The 12,688-nt window shown below is 61.3% G+C and carries 11 protein-coding genes; 4 read left to right on the top strand and 7 right to left on the bottom strand.

Annotated elements, in window-relative coordinates; genetic code table 11:
• The 5 genes from EN984_RS06400 to EN984_RS06385 form a co-directional block, all read right to left on the bottom strand.
• Positions 1–884, bottom strand: an 884-nt coding sequence (locus tag EN984_RS06400; protein WP_245480038.1) for an ABC transporter permease, incomplete at its 3' end; no start/stop codon positions are given.
• Position 885: 1 nt separating this feature from the next.
• Positions 886–1,824 (bottom strand): ABC transporter permease, encoded by a 939-nt coding sequence (locus EN984_RS06395; protein ID WP_127270347.1) that lies wholly within the window; start codon positions 1,822–1,824, stop codon positions 886–888.
• 33 nt (positions 1,825–1,857) lie between these two features.
• Entirely contained in the window at positions 1,858–3,456 is a 1,599-nt protein-coding gene (locus tag EN984_RS06390; protein WP_245465177.1) for an ABC transporter substrate-binding protein, read from the bottom strand.
• Positions 3,457–3,635: 179 nt separating this feature from the next.
• A complete protein-coding gene (locus EN984_RS38145; protein ID WP_127276278.1) occupies positions 3,636–3,899 on the bottom strand; it encodes a hypothetical protein in 264 nt (87 codons plus the stop codon).
• 28 nt (positions 3,900–3,927) lie between these two features.
• Positions 3,928–5,652, bottom strand: coding sequence for a CocE/NonD family hydrolase (locus tag EN984_RS06385; protein ID WP_236383073.1), 1,725 nt, complete (start codon positions 5,650–5,652; stop codon positions 3,928–3,930).
• 119 nt (positions 5,653–5,771) lie between these two features.
• Between EN984_RS06385 and EN984_RS06380 the strand changes: the two genes are divergently transcribed.
• Positions 5,772–6,584, top strand: a complete 813-nt coding sequence (locus EN984_RS06380; protein ID WP_127267312.1) for a helix-turn-helix transcriptional regulator — start codon at positions 5,772–5,774, stop codon at positions 6,582–6,584.
• A gap of 12 nt (positions 6,585–6,596) precedes the next feature.
• On the opposite strand, the gene EN984_RS06375 is transcribed toward EN984_RS06380, so the two are convergent.
• Both EN984_RS06375 and EN984_RS06370 read right to left on the bottom strand, forming a co-directional pair.
• Positions 6,597–7,883, bottom strand: coding sequence for an ArgE/DapE family deacylase (locus tag EN984_RS06375; RefSeq protein WP_127267311.1), 1,287 nt, complete (start codon positions 7,881–7,883; stop codon positions 6,597–6,599).
• Between the two features lie 184 nt (positions 7,884–8,067).
• Positions 8,068–8,334: a hypothetical protein gene (locus EN984_RS06370; protein ID WP_245480037.1), complete on the bottom strand. Its 267-nt coding sequence runs from the start codon at positions 8,332–8,334 to the stop codon at positions 8,068–8,070.
• Positions 8,335–8,508: 174 nt separating this feature from the next.
• On the opposite strand from EN984_RS06370, the gene EN984_RS06365 reads away from it, so the two are divergent.
• From EN984_RS06365 to EN984_RS06355, 3 genes are all read left to right on the top strand, one after another.
• A complete protein-coding gene (locus EN984_RS06365; RefSeq protein ID WP_127267310.1) occupies positions 8,509–9,453 on the top strand; it encodes a MurR/RpiR family transcriptional regulator in 945 nt (314 codons plus the stop codon).
• Positions 9,454–9,785: 332 nt separating this feature from the next.
• Positions 9,786–11,012, top strand: a complete 1,227-nt coding sequence (locus tag EN984_RS06360) for an extracellular solute-binding protein (RefSeq protein WP_236383060.1) — start codon at positions 9,786–9,788, stop codon at positions 11,010–11,012.
• Between the two features lie 3 nt (positions 11,013–11,015).
• The coding region (locus EN984_RS06355) for an ABC transporter permease subunit (protein ID WP_245480036.1) at positions 11,016–12,688 on the top strand (1,673 nt) is incomplete at its 3' end.

Below are 12,688 nucleotides of genomic sequence, written 5' to 3'. Positions count from 1 at the left end.
CTCCGAAGCTTGGGGTCGAAGATGTCGCGCAACGCCTCGCCGAGGAAGGTGAAGCCCAGAGTGGTTATGACGATAGGGATGCCACCGGCGACCACCAACCACACCGTTTTGTGGATATAACCGTAGCCGTCGCTGAGGATCGTTCCCCAGTCCGGTGTCGGCGGGCGCACACCCATGCCGAGGAAGCTCAGGCCTGCTTCCAGCGTGATGACCAGCGGCACATCCATGCTGACCAGGATCAGTAGCGGACCGATGACGTTGGGCAGCACGTGCACGGCGAGGATGCGCACGAGGCCGGCACCCATAGCGCGTTCTGCGGTGATGAATTCGCTTTCGCGCAGCGCGTGGGCCTGCGTGCGCACGACGCGCGCATAGATCGGCACCGACGTGACCGCGACGACGAAGATGACGCTGGCAAGGCTCGGTCCGAGCAGCGTCACCACCGCCAGCGCGAAGATGATGACCGGAAAGGAGCGGATGGTGTCGAAAACCAGCAGCAAAAGATTGTCCAGCCAGCGCGGGCCGAAGGCGGCGATGAGGCCGAGCACCAGCCCTAAGCTGAGCGAGGCGCTGAGCGAGACGAAGGCGACGAGCAGCGCAATCCTTCCGCCCATGACGACGCGCGAGAAAACGTCGCGGCCCAAGTGGTCGGTGCCGAGGAGAAAATCCAGGGACGGCGGCGCCAGCCGGGGACCGACCATGATCTTGATCGGATCGTAAGGTACGATCCAGGTGGCGAAGACCGCACTCGCCACCATCAGCACGACCAGCACGGCGCCCATCAGGCCGAGCGGCGACTTACGCAGTTGCAGCAGGAACATAGCGATCGCGCCCGGCGCACGGCTTTTATCCACCGTCTCGCGAATGACTTGAACTTCGGACACGTTACAAATTCTCGCGGATTCTTGGATCGAGCGCCGCGTTGATCAGGTCGGCGAGCGTCGTGGAGATGACGAATAAAACGGTGGTGACGAGGACCGTGCCCATGACGATCGGATAGTTGCGCGAATCCACCGACTTGACGATCAGTGCGCCGATACCCGGACGGGCGAACACCACCTCGACGAAAACGGCCGCCGAGAGCAGATGCGCCATGCCGACGCCGATGATCGTCACCGTCGGCAGGATGGCCAGCGGCAGCGCGTAGCGCGCGACGATGCGTCGCTCCGAAAGACCGAAGGAGCGCGCCATGCGGATGTGGTTCTCGCCGAGGATCTCCAGCATGGAGGCGCGCACGATGCGCGAGATGTAGCCGACCCAGCCGATGCCGATGACGAAGGCCGGCAGGATGAGGTGAACGAGCCCACCGCGGAAGCCAGAGCCGGCGCCGATGGCGGGCAGCCAGCGCAGGCCGACCGAAAAGATCAGCAGCGCATAGATCGCCATGACGAAGGACGGAATGGCAATCGTGCCGACCGCGAACACGCCCACGAGCTTGTCGATCACGGAGTTGCGGTGCATCGCCGAATAGCAACCGAGCGGCACGCCGACGAAAACGGCCCAGGCGATCGATACTAGGATCAGCTCGATCGTATAGGGCAATTGCTCGAAGACGATGGCGCTGACCGGGCGCTGTGTGAAAACGTCGGTGCCGAGATTGCCGTGCAGCAACCCCCCGAAGAAGGAGACGATCTGCACGGGCAGCGGCTTGTCGAGGCCCATCTGCTCATGCAACTGGGCTTTCAGCTCAGGCGTCGCACGCGGCCCGAGCAGGACGGCTGCGGGATCGCCCGGAACGGCCTGGATCATCAGAAACAGCAGCGTCACTGCGACCACGATGATCGCGGCCGCCAGGGCGGTACGCTTGGCAAGGTATAGCCACATATCCTGATCCAGCCCTTCCCGGCGATCGCCGCGCTATGCCGATTTCGGCTCGAAACCGAGATAGAGCGGCCGCCCGTCGGGGCGCGTGTCGGCCTCGAGCTCGGTCGTCCGATACATGATGGGCGATCCCTCATGGGTGAGGAAGCGGTAGGAGCCGGAATCCTCCATGATGTCCTGCATCTCATAATACATCTTGGCCCGTTCCTGCGGGTCTTCGACGGTCACCGCCTTGGCGTTGAGTTCGTCGAAGCGTTCGCTGCGGAAGCGCTCCCAGTTCCAGACCCCCACCTGGTCTCGCACGAAGAAGGTGGTGGCGTAGTAGGGATCCGGCACCATCGAGAAGCGCTGCACGATCAGCTGCATGTCCTTCCAGCGCTCGCCTTCCGATTCCATGCCTATGGTCCAGAAAGAGCCGGAATCCTGAACATTGACCTCGACCGTGATGCCGATCTGCGACAACTGCGCCTGGACCATTTCCGCGATCGTTGAAAAGGTGGTCACGTTGAGCGCATCAATGGTGAGGCTGAGTTCGGTGATGCCGGCCTTGGCGAGATACTCCTTGGCTTTTTCGAGATCGCCTTCCGGCGGTACCAGTGCCTTTTCCCGATGCCCGACCAGACCCGGAGCAATGAGGCCGGTGGCGACCTGCGCCTGGCCCGAATAGGCCGCATCCATGATCTGCGGCACGTTGATCGCCCATTGGATTGCCTTGCGGACATTGACATCCTTCAGCTTCGGGTGATCCGAATTCATGCCGATATAGACGTAATAGAGCGAGGGTTTCTCCTCGATCTTGGTGTTCTCGGGCGGGCTGCCCTTCAACGTGGCCAGCGAATCGAGGCTGAAATCAGTGAAGTCGATGTCGCCGGCCTGATAGGCGCGCTCAGCGGTCTTGATGTCGCTCATCGGCAGGATATGGATTTCGTCGAAGCCCGGCTTCGGACCCTTCCATTCGGGATTGCGGGTCAACAGGACGAGTTGGTTCGGCTTCCAGTCCGACAGCATGTACGGACCTGAAAAGCAGGGCGGCTTCATGCCGAAATCGCCGCCGTCGGCAACTGCCTTCGTCACCGCTTTTTTCGAGACGATGTGGCCGCAACCATAGGGCAGCGTGATGTTCCAGAGCGGCACGAACGGGGTCTTGAGCACGATGACGCCAGTATGGTCGTCCTCGATGTCGACGCGGTCGAGCGGACCCCAGTCACCCTTGACCGGAGAGTTGTGCTGGATAACGCGCTCAAACGAGAACTTTACGTCCTCAGTTGTCATTTCGCCGAAGTCGCCAGTGAAGTTGATGCCCTTCTTCAGGCGGAAGCGGATGTGCGTCGGATCGATCTGCTCGACGGATTCGGCAGCTTCCAGCTCCCAGCCCCACTCCGAACCCGGCTTGTATCGGGTGAGCTTGGTGTAGATGCAGTTCATGACATCGACATTGTAGGCGTTCTGGTAGAAGCCGGGATCGAGCTTGTCGATGTCCGAATAGGCGCGGGCCTTGAGCACCTTGCCTTCGGCTGCCCATACGGCCTGCGACAGAGGCAGGCCGGAGGCGATGATCCCCGCGCCGAGACCGGCGCCGGCCTGCAGGAAATGCCTGCGGTTCAATGTTATTTCAGTCACGCTCTTTTCAGTCACAGTTGCGTTCCCCTTTCAACCCGAGCGGGCTTCCGGACGACTGCCGGTTCGCTCTTTTTTGGTGCCGCGCCGCCCGACGGGCCACGAGTTCGGACGGTGCATTCTTCAGTTCAGCCGGCTAACCGGTCAATTTCGCTGCCGACGCAGATGTAAGCGATACTAGCGTCAGTTCGCGAATGTCACAGCAGGCGACGCTCTATTGCCTCGGCCCATTTGTGCTCATGGACGAGAGCCTCGCCTTCCCACGCCTGCAAGTTCGCCTCGATGTGGAAATGCGAAGACGTTGCGGTCATGGTGGTCTCGGTCACCGAGTGCATGCGCCAGTCGGCGCGTGAGAATTCGAACTCCCATTTGGCCTCGGCCTTGACCGATCCGAAATCGTCGCTGCGGAAGGAATAGCGTTCGTGGCCGAGCGAGGTGATGGTGAGGTCGTTGTCGACCATGCGATAGGTGCCGGCGCCCTCGCCGATCTCAACGACGGTCGAAGCGTCTGCCAGATTTTCCGTTATCGTCCAACCCTTTTGCGGCTTTGAGATCGTCTCCACCCCGTAAGGGCGGCGCCCCTTCGGGTTCGGCAAAAGGCGCCGGTTCCGGATCTCTGGCGCCTCCGACGCGAACCGGAAGTTCAAGTCGGCAATCCGCCGGGTGGACGGTAAGCGTGACCGGCTCGGGCGAAGGCCATGCGACCGGGAAATAGTTGGTCGAGATGGACAGCCGAATGCGATGGCCGACCCGGAAGCGCTGCGCCACATGCTTGAGCGGCACCGAAGCGCGATAGCGCGTGCCCGTTTCGAGTGGTTCAGGGTTTTCATGCCCGTCGCGATGCGTCAGGTTGAGAAGGCCGTAGCTGACGCGCGTTACCGCGCCGCCGGGCGAGACATCGCAAAGCCGTACTGCCACCATGGCGACCGGCCTGTCGCTTTCGAAGGCAAGGTCGAATATGGCGTCGCCGGCGATCTCGAGATTCTGCGCCAGCACCTCGGTTTCGTAGACAAGGCTGCCGGCGTCGTCGCCGCGCTGGTCCGCCGGCTGGTCGCCGGGCGTGGCGTAGGAGCACCATTTGCCGCCGCGCAGGCCGACCCACAAGGGCGAACGGATCGCTTGCCTTCCAGACGCATGATCTGCCTGGCGTGCGGACAGGCGCCCATTGCCGGAAAGGAAGAAAGACTGCCGCTCGACATTCGGCGACGGCCATGCCGGCTCCGTCACCCAGCGTCCGGCCCGCAATTCATAGGAGGTTTGCGGCGGGGCGCTGTCCTGCACGAACAGGCGCAGCATCGGTTCGCCCATAATGCCGGTGTCGCGGCCCTTCAGCCAGTGATCCCACCAGCGGACGCATTCCTGGAGGAAGCCGATGGCGGGACCGGGCTTGCCGATATGCGGATAGGTGTGCGCCCACGGCCCGACCAGCCCCTTGCGCGGACCCTGCAGCTTTTCCATGAGGCGGAAGACGGAGCGGCAATAGCCGTCGGCCCAACCGCTGACGGCATAGACCGGACAGGCGATCGCGTCGAAATCCTCGCAGACCGAGCCGTGCCTCCAGAATTCGTCGCGGTGCTGGTGCTCCAGCCAGTTCTTCAGCCACAACCCGCTTTCCTTCAGCCGGCTGTGCCATAAAGCACGCCAGTTGTCCGGCTTGTTGCGGGGATCCGGCGGCAGCGTGTTGCGGCCGAACATGATCGCGGCCCAGGAGAGATTGTCGATAAGCAGCGTGCCGCCCATGTGGTGGACGTCGTCGGCGTAGCGGTCGTCGGTCGAGGCGCAACTGATCACCGCCTTCAGCGCCGGCGGACGCATGGCGGCGATCTGCAGCCCGTTGAAACCGCCCCAGGAGATGCCGATCATGCCAACCTTGCCGTCGCACCAGGGCTGGGTCGCCAGCCATTCGATGACCGAGCAGCCGTCGTCCAGCTCCTGCTGGAGATATTCGTCGAGCATCAGCCCTTCGGAATCGCCGGTTCCGCGCAGGTCGACGCGCACCACTGCGTAGCCGTGGCCAGCTACGTAGGGATGCATGACGACATCGCGCGCGGCGGTCAGATCGTTCTTGCGATAGGGGATATATTCCAGGATTGCCGGCACCGGCTTTTGTTCAGCACCCTCGGGAAGCCACATGCGCGCCGCAAGCCGGCAACCGTCCGGCATCGGGATCTCGAAATGGTCGACCGAGCGGATCGGATGGGGGAAGTTGGACACTGTGCGCAAGGTGAGGCCCTCTGTTTGGCGGGCGCCACCTTGGGCAAATCGGCAGTGTCGCACAATTTCGCGACCCTTCGCGACTTGACACTGTTCTGGCGTCAGTATGCATTAGATCCATGCAGACCGAACCGCTTCCCCAGAACCTCGCCTTCCTGTGCAGCTATTATCCGTCGATCGCCGCCGTGTGTCGGCGCCTGCAGATCAACCGCCAGCAGTTCAACAAATATCTGAGCGGCCAGACCTGGCCGTCACGCCGCAACATGCGCAAGATCTGCGATTTCTTCGGCGTGACCGAAGGCGAGCTTTTGATGGACCAGCAGCGCTTTGCCGAGATCGTCGGCCTGCGCCGCCGCCCGCTCGGCGTCCACGCGCCGTCGGACCTGCTGGTGCACATGGAGCAGCTCTATCAGCGGTCCGGCGATCTCGGGCGCTATGTCGGCTACTATTTCCGCTATTTCTACTCGTTCGGCTATGCCGGCAAGATCATCAAATGCCTCGTCGTGATCTATGAAAAGGACGGCCGCTATTTCTGGAAATGCATGGAAAGGCTCGTCCATTTCGGCAAATATGGCGTGAAGACCTCGAAATATTCGGCCGCGCTGCTGCTGCTCGGCGATCGCATATTCGCGCTCGAATCCGAAATCCTGCTCAAAACCAGCATCACCCAGGTGATCCTCTATCCGAGCTACCAGACGAGCGTCGCCTATCTGGTCGGCATCCAGACGGGCATGCCCCTTTTACGGGGGCGGAGACCCGCAGCCTCGGTCGTGCTTCTGGAATATCTCGGCCGCTCCGTCGACCAGCGCAAGGCGCTGCGGGCCTGCGGCCTATTCGACGAAACCGACCCCGCCATCGATGCTGGCATCCGCGCCATGATCACCAACCGGATACCGGCGGGCACATTCGTGCTTGAAACCGAGGAGGTGTAGCCGGCTCCCCGGTTATATTGCCCGCTCCACGCCGCACCAGCCGGCGGCGAACAGCGCGATCGTCTTCGTCACCCGGCGCAGCGACGACAGGCTGACGCGCTCGTCAATGCCATGAATATTCTCCGAAACCGGTCCATAGACCAGCGCCGGTATATTCGCATGGACGGCGAAGAGCGCCGCGTCGAGATAACAGGTCATGACGTAGGAACGCATCTCACCGCCATGCGCCAGACCGTGTGCTTCCTGCAGAACCTGTCCGGCGGAGCAGTGCGGCCGCATGCGGTAGCCGGTCTGCATGACGCCGATCCACTCGACCTTCGGATTTGCCTTGGCGAGCCGCGGATCCGCACTTGCCGTATCGGCGACGAAGGCTTCGAACGCGGCGGCGCGCTGCCTGGGATCGTCGCCAGGATAGAAGCCGATCCGGCCCTCGAAGGAGCAGGCGAAAGGGACCGAGGCCAGCCACTCGCCGCCGGAGATGGTGCCGATGTTGAGCGATGCGGGATTGGCGATCTCCTCGAAACCGGGATGGCGCGCGCGTTCGTCGTTCCACTTGGCCGCAAGACGCTGCAGGTGGCCGATCAGGCCGAGCCCGGCATCGATGGCGCTGACGCCGGACTCTGCTTCCCTCGGATGTGCGGGCACGCCATGGACGGTGATGCGGAATTTGATGACGCCGGAATTGGCCGAAACCAGCTGTTCGTCGGTAGGTTCCGGAATCAGCACCGCATCGGCGGTGCAGCCACGGGCGATTGCGGCGGCCGCGCCGTTGCCCGTCACCTCCTCGTCGAGCACCGACTGCACCTGCACCGGCGCGGTCAGGCGGTAGCCGGCCTTCTCGATCGCGTCGAGAGCGAAGATGTTGGCGATGAGCCCGGCCTTCATGTCGCCGGCGCCGCGGCCGTAGAGCCAATCGCCGTCGCGGGTGGCGGAAAACGGCGGATAGCGCCAATGTGACGGGTCCGCCGTCGGCACGACGTCGACATGGGCGTTCAGGGCCAGCGAGCGGCCGACTTGCGAAGCCGGCGTCTTCCTGCCGACCACGTTGAACGCGCCGGCATAGTCGATCGTCGCCGGCGAGAAGGCCGGATGATTGGCCATCGCCCGCATATCGATGCCGAACCGTTCCACCGCATAGCCGCGTTCGGCGAGCGCTGAGGCGACGATCTCCTGCGCGGCGCCTTCCTGCCCGCGCAGCGAAGGCGCGCGGACGAGCCGCTGTAACAGTTCGACCTGGCTTTCAAAATTGTCATCGACCGCGCGGGCGATGTGATCTGGATCGGGGAATGAGGATTTCATGACTAGCCTTCCTGACTGAACCGGCGGGGAGAAGTCGCGCGTCTCTCTTGCCCAGCCGGCACTGTCAATGGCCGTTCTGGCCGGCAGCATAGGTGCAACAGGAACCGTTGCCCGAGATAAGCGGGCCGGCGAGCCGGACGCCGCGTTGCCGGACGCATTTGCTCTCCATGCCGCGCCCTCCCAGCTATGCCGGACAGAGGGCCTTGCGCAGGGCCTCGACGAACTGCTTCAGCGGCGGGGGTGGGCCGACGTTGTATTTCCAGTTGGTCAGTCCGATGGTCAGCGAATCCTCGTAGCTCTGGCCGCGAAGATAGGTGACCAGCTTGTCGAGATCGATGATGCCGTCGCCCCAGGCAAGATGGCTGCCGCCGGCATCCGAGTCGGTGAAATGCACATGTGCGACGCGGCCGGCGACATGGGTGAAATTATCTTCGGGCCGTTCATGCGTCATCACCGCGCCGGCCACGTCATAGACGGAACGCTATACGCGTTCATGTGGCAACAACTCGAACGAGAGGCGAGCTAAGCTGAAGGCCTCATGAAGTAAAGTTACGCATCAGGTTTCAGAGAAACGTTGACACCCTGACGGTTTAATTCAAAACCTCGACCTAAAGGGAGATATTCAATGGCTCGCCATCCGTCGCAAGAAAATCGCATATCACAACCTAATGATGACACGGTCATCCCAGGCGTCAAGCGCAATGCACAAGATGTCATTGGGCTCATTGTCGACCAGCAGTCACAGTTCTCCAAAACAAACCGCCGGATTGCGCACGCGATTTTGAGCGAGCCGCATAGCTTTGCCGAAAAGCCTATCGAGGAACTCACCACTTGGCTCAATGTATCGGCGCCAACCATCACACGGTTTTCGCGCATGCTGGGATGTGACGGTCTAAAGGATCTCAAGCTCAAGATCATGGGGTCGGTGCGCGTCGGCATCCGTTATCTCGAACCCCAGACGCCGCCCGGATCCATCGCCGAAGTTGCGGAGCGCGTCAGCAAACGGGCGCAGAAAACCATTGCGGACATGCATCACAACGTCGACCTCGAACGCGCCCAGGCGGTCGTCGACAAGATCAGCGTCTGCCACACGCTCTACGCATTCGGAAGTGGCGGTGTCTCCTCATGGCTTATCGAGGAGATCCAGAACCGCTTTTTCCGGTTGGGTATACGCGTAATCCCCTGTAACGATCACCAGATGCAGTTCATGCTTGCAACAGCTGTTGAACGCACGGACGTCGTGATCTGCTGTTCGCTCACGGGCGCCAATGTCGAGCTCGAGAAGGCTGTAACCGTCGCTCGCGAGTACGGAGCGACAACCATCGCCCTGACACCGAGCGGAACCCCCCTGGCTTTCGCTGTGGACGAACTCCTGCCGATCGACTGCCTCCCGGACGAAGACATTCTGACGCCGGCGTCAATCCGCTACGCCTACATGATCGCAATCGACATCATATCCTACGGCGTCGCCATCGCACGCAAGGACGCGGGCCGGGAAAAGCTTCGCCGCCTCAAGCAGCAACTGGCGATCGCACGCGATGCGGCCCAGACACAACCCTTGTGCGACTGAGCCGGAAGATGTCAACTTTTTTGCTTTTTTGATCAAAAAATAGATCAAAAACTGACAAAATGCTCCGGACCAACGAAAAATGACACGGAAATGAAAATTTTGTTGGACAGCTAAAAATTTTTGCGCATAGTTACCCCACAGCAAGAGCTTAACCGGCCTTACAGTTTGTCTTCTAGGCCGGAGATACTGAAAGTCATCTGCCGGCACAGCCGGTCGGCCGAAATCAAAAAAAGCTATCATAATGGGGAACTAGCATGATTTCTTCGCTGGAACGACACCTGCTGTCCAGAAGACAGATACTACAAGGCGCTGCGGGACTATCCGCTGCCGCGATGATTGGGTCTCGCGCCTTCGCGGCACCCTCCACGCCGATCAGCTTCGTCGGCTGGCAATACCAGCCGCAGATCGTCGAAGAGAACGTCAAGACGTTCATGAAACTCTATGATGAGAACGTGAATTACGAGCTCGTATCGGGCGATTACCACCCTGTGGCGGAAACGAAGCTCACCGGCGGTCAGCATATCGACATGCTGTATTCCGAAGAGAACTACATCGCCCGCTGGCACGCGGCCAACTGGATCCGTGACATCGAGAGCCTTCCGGGCGTTGCCGATATCAAGGCCGGCATGTTCCCGGTCAGTGTCGAGTCGCTTTCGCTGCCCAACGGCGGGGCCCTGTGCGGGCTCCCCTACTACGCCGGCTACAACACCTTCCTCTACAACGAGGAGCATCTCAAAAAGGCCGGGGTTCAGGTACCGGAAACCTGGGATGCCGTTCTTGATGTCTGCCGCAAACTCAAGAAGGACGGCATATCCGACGCGCCCTTTCACGCAATGTGGCAGCAACAATGGCCAAACATGTCCTGGTATATGTTCGCGGCTTGGTATTCCGAGGGCGCCAAGGTCTTCGATGCCGACGGAAACTTCGTCGATGAGCCGGCCTTGCGCAAGATCCTCGAAATCAACCAGACCTTCTACAAGGAGAAGCTGGTCGTCGAAGACATCATGACCTTGCCCGGCGAAGGTGTGCCCAGCTATGCCTCCGGCCGTCACACGTTCATGGTCGTCCATGACTACAACCACAAGGTCGCCAACGATCCCGCCGTTTCCAAGATCGCGGGAAAGGTGCGCAACGCGATCATGCCGGGCGCGACCCGCTCGACCATGGCCTGGACGGCGGCCTATCTGATGGGCGCCCAGCCCGTCGATGAGGAGCGCGTGTGGAACCTGCTCCAGTTCTTCGGCGGCAAAGCCAAGGATGGCCAGTATCATGTGATCAAGCGCTGGGCTCTCGAGTTCGGTCTCGGCTCGGGCTACAAGGCGGTCATGCAGGATCCGGAGATCGTCGCCAGTTTCTCGAAATGGCGCGACCTTGACATTTCGGCCAAGCAGCTCGGCATGGCGACGTCACGCGCGATCGGCAAGGCGATCTGGTTCCCGGAATGGGATATGTTCATGATGCAGCAGGTCCAGGAATATATCCGCTCAGGCAGCTCGACCGACGAGTTGGTGACAGCGCTTGCGGCCAAGGCTTCCGAGCTCAAGGCCCAATATCAGTAAGACATGACGCAACAGCCGGTCATCGGGGCCGGCTGTTGCGTCCGCACCAACCTCCAACACATCGCCAGACGCGGCATTGTCGGCGATCTGGCCCAGATGATGCGCGAGGACGCCATGACGATGACATTGCCGTCGCAAGGAGCCGAGCCGCTGGCGCGCGAACGCCGGCGCAGGATGAGCCTTCCGGCTTTTGCCTATCTCTCCGTCGCCCCGACGCTGATCCTGATGATCCTGATCGTCGGCCTGCCGCTCCTCTACAGTCTGTACTTGTCCTTCAACATCACCAATCCGATCACCAAGCGATGGATTTTCGTGGGCTTCGCCAATTATGCGAAGATCTTCCAGAATCAAGGCTTCTGGTATGCGCTCGGCCGCACGCTTTACTTCTCCACGATTGCGGTCATCGGGACGACCGTACTGGGAACACTGATCGCGCTCGTCTTGAATCAGCGTTTTGCCGGCCGCGGCTTCCTGCGCAGTATCGTCCTCGTTCCCTGGGCCATGGCGCCCGTGTCTATCGGGGTGCTGTGGTCCTTCATCTATGCCGGCAATTTCGGTCTGTTGAACGGCTTTCTCAACGACATAGGCCTCGGTTCATGGGGGCGGGCATGGTTTGGAGAGGGCTTCCGCGCCCTCAACCTCGTGGCGCTGACCCAGGTCTGGAACCAGACGCCGTTGACGACGCTGATGCTCCTTTCCAGCCTGCAATCCATGCCGGGCAACCTGCATCGCGCTGCCATTCTCGACGGCGCGGGACCGGTCAAGCGCTTTTTCGCGATCACTTTGCCTTGGCTCAAGTCGACGCTGCTGTTCTCCACCATCATCTCCACGATCAATGCGTTCCTGGCCTTCGACATCATCTGGATCATGACGCGCGGCGGTCCGGGCGCGGCGACCACCACACTGTCCTGGCTCGGCTACATGCAATCCTTTCAGTTCCTGAAGTTCGGCGAAGGGGCCGCTCTTCTTTACGTGCTGACGTTTCTCAGCCTTGCATTCGCCATCGCCTATTTTGCCTTCCTCAGCCCCAGGAAAGCCAGGACGACAGTGTCGGCTTTGGCGGCCCCAGGGCTGCTAACAGCCAGTTGCCCGCGGCCCGCCATGGTCGTTCTGCCGGAATGGAAGCCGAAAAGGCTGATGGGCCCGATCGCTGCACGCAACGCTGGCAAGATCCTGTTCGCGCTCGCCGTCGTTGCCATTTTCGTCTGGTCGTTCCTGCCTGTTGCGGCGCTGGTCCTGATAAGCCTATCGCCAGCCACCGACCTGATCCGCACGCCCCCCTCCATCGTGCCCTCGACGCTCACTTTCGACAACTATCGGGCGGTGCTCATGGCGCAAGGCACGACCAGCGTGCAGGCCGCGCGCGTGCCGTTGTCCCTGCTCAACAGTTTCGGCATCGGCATCGTCGTCTCCGTCGTCAATGTCGCGCTCGGCACCTTGGCTGGCTACGGTTTTGCCCGCTATGCTGGACATCGTTTCTTTGCCGTCAGCCTCTGGGCGCTTCTTCTGACGCGTATGGTTCCCGCACTGACGCTGGTTCTGCCGTTCTTCGTCATCTTCCGGACGCTCGGGCTCATCGACACCCATCTCGGTCTGGTGATCGCATATTCGACGATCCTGATGCCGCTTGCCGCCTGGATGATGAAGACCAGTTTCGAGACCGTTCCAATCAGCAT

The sequence above is a fragment of the Mesorhizobium sp. M7A.F.Ca.CA.004.12.1.1 genome, assembly GCF_003997835.1.
Classification (GTDB): Bacteria; Pseudomonadota; Alphaproteobacteria; order Rhizobiales; family Rhizobiaceae; genus Mesorhizobium.
The sequence above is the reverse complement of the archived record's forward strand: the minus strand, read 5'-3'. Positions and strand labels throughout refer to the sequence as shown.